Below are 20,307 nucleotides of genomic sequence, written 5' to 3' on the forward strand. Positions count from 1 at the left end.
TCAGGGTGACAGTTCAGCATGACAAAATCAATAAAACAACCAATCGACGGCCATACCATCTTCGGTATTGGTAATTCTGGCATCGTGAATAACAATGTCTTCATCGCCATCAATATATCCTAAAATTAAAACGCGGCCTTTGCCTAGCACCAATTTATGTTCACCAGGTTCGTAGCGATAACTGTAAACATTCACAGGATACAAACCAGGAATTAGCATGGCATTGGCAATCTTTATATCGGCCTGCCCTCTATCATTGGCATAGGCGTTGGTCTCTAATGTTGGGGGCTCTAAAACCGTGTAACTATTGGTGTTAAAATATCCGACTAATACTTTTACAGGTCTTTCGGTTTCAAAATGCAAAACAGTCCCCTTTTCCTGTTGGGTTTTATCTGAAAATTGTACGCCAGAGAGGTTCTTCAATTCGTCGGCAACCTCTTCAATTTTTGCATCGTTATCATTATAAACACTTTGTCCTTTTTTTAACGGAAAACGCTTCACGTCTTTATTAAGAATGGTAACCTCAACAGGCTCAAAAACCTTAAATTCTTTATTGTTTTTATCACCATTCTTCTCAGATTTTAACATGACCACATTACGTTTAAAAACATCCAATTCATTTTGATAGTGCGGCAACAATTCTTCCCATGTTTTATTTTTACCATCTCGCCCAGTTATCGGAATTCGGCGTTGTGCCGTTTGCATACTATTGGCATACAGGTAAGCATCTTTTGTAAGATTGGTTAACTCTGTATAATACGCGATACTTTTTTCTAAATGCGGAATTGCTTTTTCGAGGTCAGTAATGTCATTGGAATATTTATAATTTAAAACCAACATGGCCGCTTTTACTTTTTCGGCAAAAAAATTGGCAAAGGCATCATAGCAATATACATCATTTTTTAAACGCTGAAATTCGTCCTTGTTTTTTCCAATGGAAACCGAAGCTTTCTCGATAGCCTTTACAGCCTGTTTTCCATGAGCAACCACTTCTTCTATAATTTGTGGCGGCGTTTCACCAACGTGCGGCTCTCCTTTCCATTCCTTTTCGGCATAATCAATTAGGATTTCGCCAACGGGGCCGTTTGACGACAAAAAGTTTTTGTAAACGTGATATTTAAACGGATTGACCAACTGGCCCATAAACATACCTAAAAGTAAGGTTTGGCGGTTGCCATCAGAAATACCAAAGGTTCTAAGAAGTTTCGGAGCGATTTCTCCGGTTTGCTCGTAGGCATCCAAAACAGCTTTTCCATTTTCGCCACAATCGTAATAATCACCCAAAACATCGGACCAATAATTGATCTCTTCATTTCTATCGCGATTCGAATCCCAGGCATATCTCGCCCAAGCTTCGTACCACATCCAATCGCGATCTATTTGTTTTAATCGTTCGGGGGGTTTATCGGCGGTATATGGCCAATCCCAATACGAGGACTGCGGATACAAATGAAGTCCATTAGCACCCTGAACATTGTGCATCGCTTTCACACTTTTTTGAATAAAATCTGGGGAGCTATATCGAAAAGGCTCCAAATTTGCCAAAATATGCACGTTTGAAATATGTACCGACCCCAATTCGCTCAACGCTTTGGGGATTGCTTCCCAAGCATCGCGTGGTTGGTATGTGGTAAGCGACTCCCCGTTGTATTTAAAAGTGGTATATAAATTTTTGTAAATCGGCAAAGCGGCTTCCATAACGCGCTCGGCATCGGTATCATGACCGCGCAACACAATGGGCGGCTCGTTTGTTAGCCCTAATTGCTTCAGGCCGTCTTTAACGCCGGGAATAATAGTTTTAGTAAACCATTCAACATCATCGTCAATAGTGTGCATCGCTTCGCCTAAAGTCACTAAAAACCCAACATTGGGATATTTTTTAATGAATTCAGTTATGGATTTTTGCGTATAATCTGCAATTAAAGGCGTTATCGGGCGGCTTCGCTCCTGAGTTTTTATACCGTGCTTTTCAGCAAAAGGCTTTGAAACAAGAATGTTGTAAAACATTTGAATGACCCAAATACCGCGCTTATCGGCTTCTTCGGTGATGAATTTGAAAATCTCTTCATTCTTTTTAAATGTTTCTTCATCAACCTCAACAGCGTATGGATAATCATCTAGCTTAACAAGCGATGCAAAAGGGTGCCCATTCCATAAATACAACGAGTTGTATCGGTTTTCCACCATCATATCCAAATATTCAATCCAATGGGCTTTATCATAAAACCACGGAAAATTTTCTGGGGTATATGGGTATTCGTAAACGGTTCGGCCAGGCAAATACTCGGTTTTTTGAAGTCCGATACAGGTGCCCCTCAAAACCATTTCTGGTTTACCTTGAAAATTTAAATTTGAAGGAATCTTGCCTGAAGCTTTAATTCTATCGGAAAGTTCCAAAGCACCGTATAAGGCTCCAGTGGCATCAGCACCTTCAATAGAAATGATATTTTCCAAAGTACCTATTTTGAAACCTTCTTTGTTGTTTTTATCATTTTTTTCTGAAATGACAATAATGTTCCCTTTGAAATTTTCTGGTTGACTTGAAGTTAACGATATATCAAAATCCAATTCCGAAAGGGTTTCTGAAAGCTTCTTCTTAGCAAAAGCTATACGCGAAATACTGTTATCGCCGACAATAAAAACCATTTTCCTTTCTGAACAAGAAAACAGTAAAACCGCCGCTACAAAGAAAACCAAATGCTTCATTTACTCGCCCTTAAAAATCTCTTTTAAATATTTTACGTTGGCGCCATAATTTTTAACCACATTGTGCACATCTGTAGTATCGCGCGAACGCTCCACAATTAACCAACCTTTCCAGTGCATCTTATCCAATGTTTCTTTAATTTTTGGTAAGTCGATGGCTGGGTCGTTTTCAATCCATTGGCCGTCGGTATTAGACGCATGGATTTCACCAATATTATCACGACCTAAAGTTTTCAATTCTTTTGAAATGTCTCGTCCGTTTTTGATGGCATTGGCAAAATTGAAGGCTATTTTTATATTTCTGTTGCCAACTTCCTCCAACAGTTTTTTCTCTTCGGAAGCCGAAAGTGAGGTCTCCACCGCAATAATGCCGTTAATTTTATCTACCTGCTCACCTGCCCAACGCAAACGCTCAACAATAGCTGGACGTAACTCTGGATTTTTAACCAAATCGCCTTGTGTACCCAATGGTAAATAGGCAACCTCAACATTAAAAATTTTCATCACCTCGATACAATCATTAACCATACGTTTAACCGTTGGGCGCTTGGCAAAAGATTGGGCATAAAAACCGGACATGGCTACGGAGCTTATACCAACACCTGTTTTAGCCATTTTTTCTTTAAACACTCTTATGCTGGCGGTATCGCCATTTACAAATTTACTATCGAAAGTTTCCCGGTCGCCCAAACCGCCCATGTCCATTTCAATACCATCGGCACCAATTTCTTTGGCTCGCTCAAAAGAACCTAATTTTTGGCGTTTTAAAATCATCCAATCGCAAACGGCAACTTTATAGCGCTCTTTTTGAGGTCCTGGCCAAACGCCATATTTAATGGGGAAAGTCACCAATTTTGAAGGATCTATTTTTATGTATTTAATTTTTTGTCGTCGCCACGTATACACACAGTGTAACATGCCATCGGAACCTTGGATAATAGACGGATATGAATATTGACTGATTCGAGAATCTTCAAGTACCAAAGCAGCATTCCAGTTAATACCATCGTCAGAAACAGCAATATTTAAAGGGCTACGGTAACTTTTGTTCATATCTTCATTTGGCCAAACATGATTGTAAATTAACACGTGTTTGCCGTTTTCCATCGTTACAGCATCAGTACCCGAACTGTTATTGGGCATATTCAACAATTCCAATGGCGACCACGTTTTTCCGTTATCTTCAGACCAAGTGGTGAATAAGTGTCGGTTTCTGGTTCTACCGATCTGTTGCAGTTTTCCATTGCCATGGAATAAAATACTTGGTTGAATGGCATTAATATCCTGCGACCCTTTAGGTAAGGTATCTTGCATGCTATGGGTTTTACCAAAATCTGGCGTCGATTCCATACGAAGATTCCATCCGTTTTCCTCAACGCTTGATGGTAACAACAAAGTGCCATCGTCCAACAACTCGGGTTTATTTTTAATAGGACCTAAAAATCCGTCGGGTAATTTTTCTGCTTCCGACCAAGTTTCACCGCCATCCGACGAACGTTTTAACATGCCCCACCATGTTGAAGGATGTGGTCCAACTTTATAATACAACAACAAATCGCCATTAGGAACTTGATACAACACAGGATTCCATGTAGGATAACGCAAAGTATCATTTTGAACCCCATTGGCTACTTCAACAGGCTCTGTCCATTGGCCGTTTTTGCGTTTACTTACATAAATGCAAACATCAGGATTACGTTCGTGCGTACCACCAAACCACGATGCTATTAATTCGCCATCTGTGGTTTCAGCAATGGTTGAAGCATGGCAGGATGGGTATGGTGCTTTGTCGTAAATAAACTCATCCACTACAATACCTTCACGCCAAGTTTTATCGGCTAAAGCGATTTGTGGTGTTTCCTGCTTAGGTTGTTGTTTGCAGCTTCCTAAAACGGTGATACTTAATAGTATTAAAGCTGATTGGAATATTTTCATTTTTGATATGATTTGTTAGTTTTGATTCTTAATTGTTATTCTCTAATTACAATCATAAATTCTTTTTTGTCATGCTGAACTTGTTTCAGCATCTCACCACATTAGTAAATGAACAATTTATAATGAGATCCTGAAACAAGTTCAGGGCGACAAGTAATTTTATGAGTGACTTCAGGTATTCATTTTTTAATTAACTTCAATTGAGTAGGTGCCCGACTTCAATTCTAAAACCACCATACCTGCTTCGTTTTCAAAATTCAACTCAGCTTTTTCCAATTTCGTTTTATTCACTTTTACTTTTGAAGCCGAATCAGTTGGCAAGTACATTTCAGCTGTTGTATTAGGCGGAATGGTTACTTCCCAATCTAGTTTGTCTCTCTTCTTATTCCAATGACTTTTTATAGTACCGTGGCTCGATTCGTAGGATGCATTTACAAAAGTTAGCCCTGCATCAAAATCGGGCTTCATAATAATTTCCTTGAAACCTGGATTGTCAGTGCTACTTTTTATTCCGGCCATATTTTCGTAATACCAAATCAATAAATCACCTAAAAGCATCACGTGGTTTTGCGAATTCATTTCGGGATTGGCCGTATTGCCGTTCCACAATTCCCAAATGGTGGTGGCACCATTTTCCACCATATAGCCCCAACTTGGATAGGTTTTGTTCGATGCCAATTTGAAAGCCAAATCGCCACGACCAAACTCGGTTAAAGTGCGCATTAAAAACTGTATGCCAACAACGCCTGTGCTGACATGGCCATTTTTAACCACTTCGACTTGGTAAGCCATATTTTCGAAAACTTTTTTCTCCAAATCTTTAGGAACCATTCCAAAAGCTAAAGGCAACACATTGGCCGTTACCGTATTGTTTGCATAGCTGTAGGTTTCTTTATTGAGATATTTATTGTTGAAGGCGGTTTTTACACGCTCTGCTAATGCATCATAATAGCTGATATCCTGCGGATTTGCATCGGCTATTTTAGCGAATTTCTTCATCAACTGAAGCAAATGGTAATAAAACGCACTCGATAACACCTCACCATCGGTCAATCTCGATGGGTCTTTTGAGCGGATAATTTCCAATGATTCTGGCGGTACGCACCAATCACCATATTTATCCTTCGTCATTAAATCGTTTTTCAGGTATTGTTGCTCCATATACAGCACCCATTTTTTCATAAACGGATAATGATGGATAATACCTCTTTTATCGCCATATTGCTGATGCAACATATCGGCCACTTTTATATACGCCCCTTGCCAGGTTACGCCATCGCCATAATAACGCCAAAATGCAGGTGCAACATCGGGAATGCCACCATCAAGCGTTTGTGAAAATTTAATATCATCCAGCCATTTGGCATACAGCGTTTGGTTATCGAAGAGAAAACTTTCACCATAAGCACCGGTGGTTCGGTCGCCTAACCAAGGCTGGCGTTCATTCCTTTGCGGACAATCAATAGGCATGCCTTTGTAATTTCCGTTGATGCCCCAAAACGCATTTTTAAAAATTTGGTTCATTGTTTCGTTTGAGCATTCAAATGAACCGGTAGTTTTTAAATTATCGTAAACTACTTTTCCTGTAAAATCGTCTAAACTGGGGTTGTAAGTATATCCAGAAATTTCCACAAAACGGAAACCATGAAATACAAAAGTGGGTTCCCACATTTCTTCACCTTCACCTTTTAAAATGTACTCGTCTGTAACTCGGGCGTCGCGCAAATTTGCTGTATAAAGCGTTCCATCTTCTTTTAAGGATTCGGCAAATTTCATGGTGATTTTATCGCCTCGCTTACCTTTTACTTTTATTTGTAGCCAGCCTACCATGTTCTGACCCATATCTAAAATATAGCTACCTTTTGGAGTTTCTGTAATTGAAATCGGCATAACAGTATCCATCACCTTCATATTGGGTGTCATCTGAGCTTCTTGAAAACCTCCTGGTTCTTGCACCCACATCATGTTTATCCAATCACTATCATCAAAGCCTACTTTGTTCCAATTGGGCATCTCCATTCGGGCATCGTAAACCTCGCCATCATATTCATTATTGGCGCGAATGGGCCCATAAGGAGTAAACTTCCAACTCTCATCAGTTTTTATGCGCTCTTTAGAGCCGTCTTCATATTCTACAAATAGCTGCATGGCCATTTTTGGAAAACCAAAGGTTTTTATTTTATAAGGTTTGTATTCCTGTCGCATAGCGAAATAACGTCCGTTACCTAAAATAGTACCGATGACATTTTCTCCTTTTTGAAGTTGCGAAGTCACATCAAAAACATTGTACTTAACATTTTTTGTATAATCGGTAGGCACGGGAGCCAACACTTGGTCTCCTATTTTTTTACCATTAATATATAGTTCATAAAGGCCCATGCCCATCAAATAGACTTTGGCTTCCTTTACCTTTTTTTCTAGATTGATTTGCTTTCGAACATAGCGCGCCGAAAGTCGTGAAAACTGCCCAATACTATCCCCTTCAAACAAGTGATTATTACCAATCCATCGTGTTGATTTCCATTCGGCATAACTTAAAATACCCATTGTCCAAAAAGCCGCTTCGCTCCACTCGGTTTCTCCTTTGTTGGTCCATACTTTCACTTTCCAATAGGCTTCATCCCGGCTATCCAAGACTTCGCCGTTGTAAACGATATTAATGGAAGCATTACTTTCCACTTTGCCCGAATCCCATAAATCAGCTATATTGTTTTTTAATTTTTCTGCAGAAGACGCCACTAAAATGTGGTAAGCGGTTTGCTCCACTTCTACTTGGTTGGTATCAAATTGCCAACTCAACCTTGGATTTAACACATCGATTCCCAGAGGGTTGTTAAGCATTTCGCACTGAAGGTTATTAAGCTTAATATCTTTTTGGGCAAAAGCCGAAAGCGACATTAAAAAGGCAAATGCTATTGAAAGTAACTTTGCCATACTATATAGTTGAATCTTATTTAGTTTTTGCATTTTTTTAAAATAAAATGATTTTTTCGTCTTTTAATGAGAACCTGAAACGCTTTCAGGTTTACAAATCCTGGTTATTCAGAAATCACTTTTTCCAAGGTCATGGATGAAGCGATTTCTTCACCATTTCTAAACACACGTAATCCTTGTCCGCGATTATATTTCTCTCCTGTTTTATCCCATAAAATGGTTATAATATCACCGTGGTAGAGCACGTTGTCCAAACAAAACCAGTCCCATTTATCTTCTGGGATTAGAGGGTTTACTTCTATTTTTTCATCGGCACGCGGACGTAAACCAACAAGCCCTGTAATAATCAAGTCGTTAAAGGTTGAGTGGTTGTAATAACGGCTTCGTTCTCTATCGCCCATAAGCCAGTAGCCAGTGGTTTCATCTAAATACTCACCAATGTAGGGTCGACCACGATAATATTGCGACTCCACGTACAAATTCATTTGTTTGAAATAATCATCTTTACCAACAATATCTTGGTCGTAATTATTTATAAGATTGGCCAAAGCGGTTAAGGTTTGTGAGGAGGCAAAAGGCCAAACTGCACCGTCCCACTCGCAGGTTCCTGTACCGTGACTTCTAAATCTTGGACTACGACGCTCGGCCGTTGTTAAACCAAAAGGTGCGGCAAACCCTTCTTCATCTTTGTACTGTTCCCAAGCTTTTTCGAAACCTTTATCTTCTGATGGCAAATTAAAATACCAAGGAATAAATCCAATGGCTTCACGTACATTGGCCGAGGTATCTTTTTCGGTGAGCGTTTCAAAAAACGCATCGCCTTCATTCCATAATTTGGTTTCAACCAAGTTTTTAAGCGTATCGGCTTTGGCATCAAAATAGGCTGCTTTATCGGCATCACCTTTCATTTTTGCCATTGTAGACAAGGCTTCAGCATTAGCGTACATATAGCTGTTAATGGTTGGTCTTGCATTTTGTACATGACGGCCACCACTTAAGGATTCTTCCATGCCATCCTTTACATCGTGCTGCCAAAACAATCCGTCGGGACGTTGGCGCTCTTCTTCCCATTTAGCGTAATCTTCAACCAAATCGGGATACATATCCAGCAAATAGTCTTCGTCTTTATTTACCAAATATCGGTTATAAAGGGCGTCGGGCGTCCAGCTACTGAATTTGTGCAAACGCGCCATGGGGCCACCTTCATTTCCGCGATACCACAAATGCACATTTTGCTCAATATATTCTGGATTGTGCACCCAACGGAATTCATAAATATGGTGCCCCAATGCACAGGCAATCAGGTTGTATTTATCGGCATACGACCGCTCAACCAAAAACTCGGTAATGGCGTAACCCTGCGGCGTATCGGTAATGTGTTTGCGCAAACTCCACCAACGGTAATAATACATTTCCTCGAAATTATCCTGCGGGCATTCGAAAAGCGGAATATTTTTCTTCACCCAGCTCCAAGCACTGTCGTTCGGCACAGCTTTGGCGATGTTTTCATCTTCCATTCGGTTGAAATAATCTACATAATGTTTGTAGTCTTCAACGTTTAGAATTTGCGCGGAGTGGTCATTTTTTGTTGAAGTTGAACCACACCCCACCAAAGCGATTGTAAAAATTAAGAATGATATTTTGATATAAATTGAATTAAACGTCATAGCTTTTTTAAATTTATTTTCCGTAAAATGTGTACGTTTCTCCGGTCTTCATGGGCACATCGTACTCATAATACTTTGGTAATTTTAGTTTTTCGATATCGGCTTTTTCCGAAATAATCGGTTTTTTTACCTCCACTTCAAAAAATAACGGATTTAGGTTTTTCCCTTTGGCACGTTTCAATGCTTTTCCATTTGAAAATGTCAACGGGTTTTCAGAACGTAATCGACAATTACCATCAAATTTCGAGGTGATTTTCAAAACAGAAACTTTATTCTTTTTCCACGATAAATCCAATTCGTATCCACCTCGAGCTTTTAAGCCAGTAATTTCGCCCTGGCTCCAAACACTCGGTAATGCTGGTAGTAAGTGAATGGCACTTTCATGACTTTGCATTAACATTTCGGCGATGCCAGCCGTACAGCCAAAGTTACCATCAATTTGAAACGGTTGGTGTGCATCGAGCATATTCGGGTAGGTGCCGCCACCATCTTTTTGGTCTGGCAATACCAAATGCAATTGGTCCTGGAGTAATTTGTAAGCATGGTCGCCATCCAACAATCGCGCCCAGAGGTTCACTTTCCAGCCCATAGACCAACCTGTGGATTCGTCGCCTCTAAACATTAAAGAGGTTTTGGCCGCCTGAAATAATTCTGGAGTCTTAAACGGTGAAATTTGATTGCTCGGAAACAAACCATATAAATGAGAAACATGACGATGGTGGTCTTCGGGGTCGTCCCAATCTATGAGCCACTCTTGTAACTGACCGTGTTTACCAACTTGCATTGGTGCCATTTTATCTAAGGCATTCTGAAGCTTTTTGGTGAAATCTTTATCTTTATTAAGAATTTTCGTGGCTTTCATGATATTGGTGAACAAATCGAAAACCAACTGATTGTCCATAGTGGTTCCAGCTGCAATAGTGGATTTTCCGTCCTCGCCTGCATGGGTGTTCTCCGGAGAATTTGAAGGCACAATAACTAAATACCCCGAATTAGGGTCTTTAATCATAAAATCTAAAAAGAACTCTGCCGCGCCTTTTAAAATTGGAAAAATTTCTTTTAAATAGGCTTTGTTTCCTGTGTACAGATAACGCTCCCATAAATCCTGACACACCCAGGCTCCTCCGGTAGGCCACATACCTGATGCTGCCATATCAATGGGGCCGGTAATGCGCCAAATATCGGTATTGTGGTGTAGCACCCAACCATCGGCATCGTACATAATTCTTGCCGTTTCCTTTCCCGTTTCGGCCACTTCGCGTGCCAATTGGATGAACGGCTCGTGCATTTCTGTAAGGTTGGTTAATTCTGATGGCCAATAATTCATTTCAGCATTAATGTTCATCGTGTATTTACTTTCCCATGGTGGAAACAACATATCGTTCCAAATGCCCTGCAAGTTAGCAGGTTGACCACCGGGTTGCGAACAGGAAATGAGTAAATAACGACCAAACTGGAAATACATGGCTGCTAAATGCGGGTCGAATTGACTATCGAATTTTTTGATACGCTTATCTGTTGTTTCTTTTGAAACATCCGTAATTCCTAAATCCAGCGTTACACGATTGAAAAATTTTTGATAATAGGCTACATGCGCCTTTTTTATACTTTCAAAATCATTCTCAATGGCTTTATCTAAAATCGATTTGCTCTTGGCAACATAATCTGCCGATATATCTTTGTAGTTTACAAAATTAGTGGCGATTGAAATGTATAATGTGACTTCATCGGCATTTTCAACGCTTAAAATACCGTTTCTAACCACTATTGTTCCGCCTTTGTTTTTAGCCGTCATACGCCCTTGAAACTTAACACGCCCCTTTTGACCTTCTACCGTACTGGACACCCCGGAAAGTGTGATTTGATTGTCTTCAGTAGTTGTTTTGGTTTTATCGAACGGACTGTTCATGAAGGTATTGAACGTTATCTGACCGGGTTTATCGGCACTCAATCGAACCACAATGACATCATCCTCAAAAGCGGTTAAAATCTCGCGTGTAAATGTAACACCATCCACAGTATATTTAACTTTAGCTGAGGCATTTTCAATATTTAAATCGCGATAGTAATCGGTATAATCTTGATGACCCGGAAAGGAAATAAACACACTTCCAAACGTTTGGTACGGCATGCCGTTGTTGGTTTGCGAACGAATATCGGACGTGGCCAAGGCCTGTGCTTCGGCATACTTGCCGTCAAAAATTAATTGGCGTACTTTAGGCAACGCCACCAAGGCTTTGTCGTGTGCATTACTGTTTGGCGAACCCGCCCAAATGGTTTCTTCGTTGAGCTGCAATCGTTCTATCGCAGGGTCTCCAAAAACCATGGCCCCCAAACGACCGTTGCCCAATGGCAGAGCTTCGTTCCAAATTTCGGCCGGCTCATCGTACCAAAGTTTTAATTCTTTAGATAATTGGGCAGAAACCGTATGAATTCCTACTGTAAGTATGAAAAAATAAAAAAATAGCTTAGTCTTTTTTGTCATGTTCTCTTAAATTTTTCTCTCCAAATAGCGCGTATAATTTATCAATGTCTTTTATGGCATTTTCGGGCAAGTTTTCTTCTTTGTTTCCAAAAACGTATAAGTTTTCATAGGGTTCAATTTCGCAAGATGATTCATCAATTTTACCCTGCTTATTGGTTACTCTTTTCAAATCCAGATTCAAATGCTTAGTCATAAATTGATACATAGCCAATCGTTTTGAAAGTCCGTAATCGTGCCCCTCATTTTTAAAATGGGCATTTTTCAAAACCTCCTTTTTATCGTAAAAGCTATAGATTCTCTCTATAAAAGGAAACTCCACTTCGGGTACGTTTTTTGTCCAATCTTTTCCGTCAGAAATAATCAATTGAGGCTTTGGTGCAGCCATGGCAGCTATTTCTGCATTATTGGTCCCATTAGCACATAAATGAATGCCACGTCCACTTTCGCATGGGCAACCACCCGAATGATTGGCCGATACCATAACTACGGGAACCGAAACGGAAACCCTATCGTCTAAGGCCGACAAAAACATGGTTTGCGAACCACCACCAGAGCCTCCGGTAATGCCAACTCTAGTACTATCAGCAAATTCTAAGATTGTGGCATAATCCAACAAACGCATACCGCTCAATACTTGAATAGTTGATGCAATACTGTTTCGGTGGGCCCACGACGGAAATTGTAACCTAGATTCACCCCAAGCAAACAAGTCGTAATTAATCACAATGGCTCCCATTTTGGCCAACATTGCGCAACGTATTTGTTCGCTTTCTCGGTAACGCCCATTACCAAAATGGCCGTTAGGGGTAATTACAATAGCTGATTTTTCAATTTGTGGATACGGTTTATAAATAGAACCCGTAGTGTAAACTCCGGGAAGAATTTCCAATCCGATATTTTCAATGCTATAACCGTCGTAAATCCTTTTTTCGGTTAAAATAGGCGCTGTATTGGGTGCGGGTGGTGCTTTATCCAAGCCAAAGGCACTTATCATGCACGATTTGAGTTTGGTTTTGCGAGCTTTCCATTCTACCTTATCGTGATATAAATGCGACAAATACGACAAACGCTCCTCGGCGACATCTTCTGAAACCCGGTGGGCTTGAAATTTTCTAATTTCATAAACACCTCTACCATCGTTAAAAGCGACTAAATTGAAAGGCGCCAACACATTAGCCAGGCTGACCTCCAAATTACTTTGTTGAATACGCCAATCGCCGTATTCCAAAACCTTATCCTTAAGCAATTGGTCGTTATCCTTAACTTTAATATTAAAAATGGTTTCAATTTTTTTGATGGTTTCCGTAACTGGAACCGTAAAATTAGTATCTGAAGTTTGTGCTAATATTTGCTTGAAGCAAAATACAAGTAACAACAGACCAATTATATGTTTGTTTATTTTACACATAGACTCTTTTTATAATGCACATTCAATAGTATAAACTCCCGAACCAAGTTTAAGTGATGGTTTTTCTGCTTTAGTGTTAACCGCATCAAAAGCCGAGCCATTTACAGTAATCGTTTCTACCTTTGCCGTTGGAAGGATAACGGTGCTGGTAGTGTTCGCAGGAATTTCAATGTTTAAAACGAATGTACCTTGTTTTATTTCCCAATGGGACACGATAGCTCCGTAAACGGATTCATAACTAGCCTTTACAAACGACAAATCGCCCACCACTTCTGGTTGAATAAAAAAGTGCTTGAACCCCGGGTTCTTTGTATCGGGCACTATTCCAGCTAAACTTCTGTAAAACCATTCCTCTATTTGTCCCATCATAAAATGGTTCCAAGAGTTTCCTTTTCTTGGGTCCCATTGCTCGGTTAAAGTAGTGAGTCCGAATTTAATTTGAAAGCCATAACCCGGCGTATCGTAATGGTTATTCATTCTGTACATCACCTCATTCTCTCCATTTCGTGCCAAAGTTTGGAACAAGTAGCGATTGCCCACATCTCCAGTGGTCAATCGGTATCCTCTATTTTTAATATCGTCCAACAGGTTTTGCATCACAGCCGCTTTGTGTTCAGGTTTAACGATGTCCATAAAAATGGCCACGGCATTACTAAATTGGCTGTTAGTACCGTACTGCTTGGTATCAGCATTAAAAAATTCGTCGTTAAACGCTTTTCTAATATTTGAAACCAATGTATTGTACGTTGAAATGTCTTCGGTTTTACCTAAATATCTGGCGGCTTTTGCGATTAATTTGGCTGCAAAATAGTAGTGGCTGGTTGCCGAAAGCGCTATTGGACTATTTTTTGAATATCCCGCTGCATGCTCGCCGTAATCGTACCAATCGCCCAAACCATAAGATACAATATAATTGTCGGATTTTGAAGTGAGGTAATCTACATAGCGTTTCATTACCGAATAATACTCTGAAATCAAGGTATCATCGCCATAATATTCATAGTACATCCATGGCAGGATAACCCCAGAAACGCCCCATTCTGGCGAATCGGTAAAATCGCCTCCAAAAACAACATATTCGGGCGCAATAGTTGGAATCATTCCATTGTCTCGTTGGGCATCCTTTATGTTTTCCATGATACTCGGAATAAAGGTTTGCATGTTGTAATTGAACATCAACCCCGGGCCATTAAGATGGGCTTCTTCCAACCAGCCTAATTTTTCACGATGCGGACAGTCCGTCAATACCGCTTGAAAATTACTCTTTATCGCATTATTAATCAACTCGTGGGCCTTATTGAAAATGGCGTTTGAGCTTTCAAAAGAACCGGCCTCTCCTGCAGAGTTGTATACAAAATTTGAGCTCACTTCCAAAAGCGTTGGAAACTTGTTATTTGTTGCTTCTTTATAATTGATGCTATCCACCTGAATATACTGGTAACCATAAAAACTGAATTTTGGCTGCCATTCCTCAACCCCATCGCCTTTCAAAGTATATTCAAAATAATAGGGTTTTCCAGAACGGCCTTGACGGATGGTACCGTTGTCTTTTAAGCTTTCAGCAGTCCAAAGTTTTATTCTTTGTCCTTTTTCGCCTTTTACTTTTATGGTTGGGAAACCCGATAAGTTTTGCCCCATATTGAACACATAAGTATTTTCGTTGGGTTTGGTCACTTCCTTAACCTCATACTTCTTTTGAATAGTAACAGGCGGTGCCGATTGCGCTTTTAAAGCGCCTTGTGGTGCTTCTTGAACTACAACGGGTTTCCAGTTTTGATTACTAAAATCAGGGGTATTCCAACCGGGCTGTTCTAAGTTTGCATCGTAATCCTCACCACCAAACATACCGTTGTAGGTAATTGGGCTTTCACTGTATGTCCATGAATCGTCAGATTCCACAATTTCTTCCGTACCATCGTTAAAAGTCAACTTCATTTTGAAAAACAATGTTGGCGGACCAAAGCTCACAAAAAATTTGGTGTAACGTCCCTGAACCGTATTGTACATGCCGTTACCCAGCATCACGCCAATGGCATTATTGCCTTCATTCAAAAGGTCTTCGGGAATTTCATAAGTGTTAAAATTTACCGATTTATCATAATCGGTCCACAAAGGCGCAAATTCACTGTTTCCAATTTTTTCACCGTTAATGGTCAGTTCGTAATGTCCCAATCCCGAAATATAAACCACGGCTTCCTTTATAGGTTTACCAACCGAAAACGGCTTACGAAGCATAATACTTTGGCGCGATAACGGATGTGAAGCATCAATAATTTCCTGTCGTCTCGATTTTTTAAAAGACGCCGTGTGGTAATGGCGACCTTCGGGCAAATTACTCTCGGCTTTGGTAATGGCCCCAATCCAAGTAGGATGTAAACTTTCGGTTTTCGGTTTAACTCTAAAAAAAGCTGTTTCACTCCAATTGGATGCCGTATTGTTTTGATTCCAAATTTTAACCTTCCAAAAATATTTGATTTCGCTTTTTAAATCGGAACCGCCATAATTTACTAAATGACTTTGGCTAGATTCAACCTTCCCGCTATCCCAAATATCAGCGTTATTATTCTTTAAGTTTTCTTCGGAAGAAGCTACTAAAACCTGATAACCATTTTGTGAAATATCGAAACCTTCCGATTGAATTTTCCAACTAAACCTTGGATATTTATCAGCAGCCAACGGGTTAGTAATCATGTTACAAGTGAGTTGAGTCACCGAAACAGATTTGGTGTTTTCAGCAGATTGACACGCCGAAAACACTAAAACAAAAATGAATATGCTTTTTAGAATTTTCAATTTATAGCTTTTTAGTAATCAATGATTTTATATAAAATACCGCCTCTGGAATAAATTTTCCTGTAAACGGCACATCGTCATAATTTGGTGTATCTACGGGCGTATCAACAGTTGGGTAATGGCGTTGCTCTCCGGTGCGGAACATGACACGCGAAATCCCATCGGTGGGCATAAAGAAGATACCTCTAGTTTCTTTTTCATCGTTTACGTTAATATCGTACAAACGTGTACTGGCATCAACAGTCAATTTGATGGTGTATTCCTTTCCTGCTTCGTAAGGCATGATATTTCTTAATCGGTAACCCATTTTTTGCTTTAAGTTACCTTCTTCATCGAAAATCAATCTAACCGAAGGTAAACCTTGTTTGTTTTGTAATTCCACTTGAAGCACGCCGTGGTCGTTCTGCTCGGGTTTTACCGTAAAAGTTACTTCCATTTTTTCAGCAAAAGGCGTAACGCGTTCCACACGTGGATAATCAAATGGGTCTTGGTCGCGCAATGTGAGCCACTTAACACCATCTTTCTTTTCAATATTCGCTGTGGCCCATTGTAAATCGTAAGTGTTCCAAAACTTTAATTCTTCACCATCGGGTAAATTGTTGAAAACGTCATTTACATCGTCCTCAACAGTACTTTTAACAGGAACGGGCACCGAAGCCACCCAAATATCCTCCTTATTCACACTGTAAGTTAACCACATATTGCCATCCGGAGGTGTACCGTTACCCGGTATAATACCGCGCACGTACTGTGGACCGTGCGATTTATAATTACCTCCGTAACGAATTCGTGAAAGCTCGCCGTGTACCAAAAGCAGGTTGTTATAATTTAAACCGTCTTCACTGGTAGATACCGCCAATGGCCAACGGAATTCCGAAGGATTATAAACCGTAGCATAACGCCCGTCGGATGTTTTTTGTCCCCAAATTTTGGCATTACTGTTTACAAAACCAGGTGCTCGTGTGGGCGTATATTCCCATGTTTTCCCGCCATCGTTACTAATTGAAGTCAAAGCGTGTTTCCATAATCCAACGGTACGGCCATCAGGAATTTCGTAATAACTAAAGGCTTTGTATTGCTTTTTGAGCGGAATTAACGGGTCGTCTCTATCGGCTTCCTCTACCCATTGTTGCATTAACAGCGGTTTCGACAGTAATTCTTCGCAAGCCTTTTTAAAACCTCTATCCTTGCTACTTTTATAGAATGGATAATTCGTGTTTTTTTCATTCCAACCGTGGTTATATCGAATAAAATATATAGGTCCTAAACTGCCATCATTATAAATTTCACGAATTACGCGACCAATGCCATTGCCGTCGTTGGGACTGTCCTTTTCGTTCATAGAGATGCCATAGAAGGCCAATGTAAAAAAGCGGTTGTCTGATGAGGTAAAAAAGCCCATACGTTGGTGCATGGTAGCTTTTAAGTTTTTGGCAACACCTTCAACACCTTCTTTTTGATAACCATCGGGGATATTGTAAATTGGAAAACTAACCTGCGGAAAACTCCAATTTTCACCATCTTTTGAGGTTAACATGAAAGTTTGGCTAGGCGGAATATGTTCTCCAACAGGGTCGCTTAAATACTGAACAAAAAAGGTGTCGTTCCAATACGCGATATTCGGTGCATGGTTGTAAGTCCACCCAAACCCATCCGATTTATTAGGATGCTCACGACTGGCTCTCATAATTTGTGTAGCGTGTACACCAACCGCAGGGGCCAACATACCATGGTGGTAATTGATATTCGATAAGGTTTTACCAACATACTTTATAGTATCCTGTTGTGCATTCAAAACCGAAACCGCACAAAAAGAGGCTGTTATAATTAGTGATTTAAATCCTAGCTTCATATTTTTATCTTTACTTTTCTTTACTTTTTTCAATTAAACCATTCAAAACATCCTGTGAAATAGTAGTAATCGTGCCATGTTTATGTCCTTCAGGAAGTGAAATTTCAGCGGAAATATCTTCAAAATTTTTAAAGTCCGAAGTACGAACCGCTTTGTAATTTTTCTCCCCATAATTATCATAATAGATAATGTATTTTCCATCTTGTTCTATTACCGTTGGCCCTTCAGAAAGAAACCCGGTATAAGGTTCCGAAATGTTTTTAAAAGGCCCTATTGGTGAGGTTCCAAAACCAACTTTTAGGTTTCTATTTGGGCGCGTATTATCTTTTATGATTAAAGCATAATCCTCTTTACCGCGTTTTACAATCACACAATCGATAACACTAAAACCAGGTTCTAAAAACAATTTAGTATCGGTAAACGTTTTAAAATCTTTGGTGGTTGTGTAATACATACGGTGGTTATTTTTCTCTTCTTCCTCGCCTTTATCATACCGAAAAGGAATAGTAGATGCCCAAATAATGATGTACCGGTCTTCGTCTTCATCATAAAAAATCTCTGGTGCCCAAACATTCACTACATCGGGTTCGTGTGCCATTACCGGAATGAATTGCTGTTCGCTCCAATGGATTAAATCTTTGGAACTGGCATAACCAAACCCATTACCTCCTCGCCAATCGGTAGTCCAAACCATGTGGTAGGTATCGTCTTTACCGCGAACAATGGAAGGGTCGCGCATAATTTTGCTCGATCCGGCTTTAGGTTTTAAGTATGGCCCTTTTAAATCGTTCCAATGGTAACCGTCTTTACTGTAAGCCAAATAGAGGCCATCTGTTGCAGGCTCCCTAAACGAGGTAAACAAATAAGCTTCTTTTTTTGGTGCACAACTCAACATACTCACCAAAATAGCTATAACCAATAGGTTTTTAATTTGCATCATTATTGTTCAGTTATTTTACTTTGAATGGCACTTGTAGATTTTACATGAAACGTTACATTCTTAAACACATTATTTTTCAAATAAATAGCTTCGGTTTCATCCCCTTCAACATGCAAAAAGGTATCGGTTGGCACCATAGGGAAATTGTTGCCCAACAACGCAGTTTTTACGTTTTTAAAATGCACTACTGACTTTCCATCTATTGGTTTCGATGTGCCGACATTATCTAAAATAATTTGTTCGGTATCTTCCACTTTAAAGGCGGAACCTAAAGTGGTATTGATTTTCACATCGTGGAATTCAATATTTCTTGCTGTATGAACTGAAAACCCTTCTTTGGCATCGATATCCACATCTGAAAAGGTGATGTTGTGAATAGGCATTTCTGGAATTCCTAAAATCCGCCCCGCTGTGTTCACATTGGTAGCCGTTACATTGCTAATATGAATGTTTCTGAAAATAGGCGTTTCTTCGGTAACAGGACCTTCAACCGTATTTTTGTCGTAAAACAAGTTCATCATAAAGGCTTCCTTTTGTATGTTGTTCATCACCACATTACTAACACGAATATCTTCAACTACTCCTCCACGACCACGTGCTGCTTTTAGACGAATCCCTCTATCGGTACCATCGAAAACACAATTGGCAATGGTGATTTTTTTAATGCTTCCTGACATTTCACTCCCTATTACCACACCTCCGTGACCACTTAACATGGTACAGTTGGTAATGGTTACATTTTCGGTTGGAGTGGCCCATTTTCTACCATCGGCATCACGCCCCGATTTAATGGTAATACAATCATCGCCAACACTAATATGGCAATTTGAAATGTGCATATTTTTACAAGACGTTGGATTAATACCATCGGTATTTGGTGAATATGGATTAAAAATAGTGACATTATCCACGGTTATGTTGTCACAAAACGCTGGATTTATCGTCCAAAATGGTGAATTTTGAATAGTAACGCCTTCAATGGTTATGTTTTTACACTTAAAAGCCTGAAACAATGGTGGCCTGTGGAACAAATAACTTCTGGTACGTTTGTAATAATCGGCCGTTTTAACATCTTTATTGGCCTCTTGTGTCATTTTTTGATACTTGGTCAACTCTAATTTTTCCTTAGCCGATTCTATTCTCCAAATTTCTTTCCACCAAGCTTCCCCTTGTCCGTCAATAGTCCCTCTTCCAGTAATAGTAATATTTTCGACATCTCGAGCATGCAATAAAGGCTTAAAGGTTTGAATAACCGTACCTTCCCAACGTACTTCGGTAAATGGTAAATAGTGGTCGAAATTAGTAGAAAATTTCAAAAGCGCTCCTGCATCAATATGTAAAACAATATTGTTCTTCAATTCTAAAGCGCCAGTTAAATATTCACCTGCTGGAAAATAAATGGTTCCGCCACCTTGACTAGCTGCTTTATCTATAGCTCCTTGAATGGCTTCGGTACAAAGTTCCCCTTTGTTGTTTCCTCCGTGCTCTAATATATTAAACCAGCCATTTGATGCAGAACTAACAGATGCACAAGCCGAGGTTAAAACTATAATTAATACTAATACTACCTTTTTCATGCTGAAAAAA

10 protein-coding genes are annotated in these 20,307 nt (G+C 39.8%); all 10 read right to left on the reverse strand.

Features of this window, described 5'->3' with window-relative positions:
- Window positions 1–27: 27 nt before the first annotated feature.
- Window positions 28–2,646, reverse strand: a complete 2,619-nt coding sequence (locus GSB9_00843; protein UKM64296.2) for a glycoside hydrolase family 20 zincin-like fold domain-containing protein — start codon at window positions 2,644–2,646, stop codon at window positions 28–30.
- Between the two features lie 60 nt (window positions 2,647–2,706).
- The gene (locus tag GSB9_00844) at window positions 2,707–4,641 is read right to left on the reverse strand and encodes an exo-alpha-sialidase (protein UKM64297.1); all 1,935 of its coding nucleotides are present in this window, start codon (window positions 4,639–4,641) and stop codon (window positions 2,707–2,709) included.
- Between the two features lie 186 nt (window positions 4,642–4,827).
- A complete protein-coding gene (locus tag GSB9_00845; GenBank protein ID UKM64298.2) occupies window positions 4,828–7,575 on the reverse strand; it encodes a glycoside hydrolase family 78 protein in 2,748 nt (915 codons plus the stop codon).
- A gap of 104 nt (window positions 7,576–7,679) precedes the next feature.
- Window positions 7,680–9,242: a glycoside hydrolase gene (locus GSB9_00846; GenBank protein ID UKM64299.1), complete on the reverse strand. Its 1,563-nt coding sequence runs from the start codon at window positions 9,240–9,242 to the stop codon at window positions 7,680–7,682.
- A gap of 13 nt (window positions 9,243–9,255) precedes the next feature.
- Window positions 9,256–11,727, reverse strand: a complete 2,472-nt coding sequence (locus GSB9_00847) for a glycoside hydrolase family 95 protein (protein UKM64300.1) — start codon at window positions 11,725–11,727, stop codon at window positions 9,256–9,258.
- Complete coding sequence (locus GSB9_00848) at window positions 11,711–13,135, reverse strand: acetylxylan esterase (protein UKM64301.1); 1,425 nt, start codon at window positions 13,133–13,135, stop codon at window positions 11,711–11,713. The genes GSB9_00847 and GSB9_00848 overlap by 17 nt, the downstream gene beginning before the upstream one ends.
- A gap of 9 nt (window positions 13,136–13,144) precedes the next feature.
- Complete coding sequence (locus GSB9_00849; protein ID UKM64302.1) at window positions 13,145–15,928, reverse strand: glycoside hydrolase family 78 protein; 2,784 nt, start codon at window positions 15,926–15,928, stop codon at window positions 13,145–13,147.
- Between the two features lies 1 nt (window position 15,929).
- Window positions 15,930–17,780, reverse strand: a complete 1,851-nt coding sequence (locus GSB9_00850) for an exo-alpha-sialidase (GenBank protein UKM64303.1) — start codon at window positions 17,778–17,780, stop codon at window positions 15,930–15,932.
- A 10-nt stretch (window positions 17,781–17,790) separates the two neighbouring features.
- Window positions 17,791–18,720, reverse strand: a complete 930-nt coding sequence (locus GSB9_00851; GenBank protein UKM64304.1) for a glycoside hydrolase family 43 protein — start codon at window positions 18,718–18,720, stop codon at window positions 17,791–17,793.
- Window positions 18,720–20,297, reverse strand: coding sequence for a glycoside hydrolase family 28 protein (locus GSB9_00852; GenBank protein UKM64305.1), 1,578 nt, complete (start codon window positions 20,295–20,297; stop codon window positions 18,720–18,722). Before GSB9_00852 ends, GSB9_00851 begins: the two co-directional genes overlap by 1 nt.
- Between the last annotated feature and the right edge of the window lie 10 nt (window positions 20,298–20,307).

The sequence above is a fragment of the Flavobacteriaceae bacterium GSB9 genome, from assembly GCA_022749295.1.
Classification (GTDB): Bacteria; Bacteroidota; Bacteroidia; order Flavobacteriales; family Flavobacteriaceae; genus Flavisericum.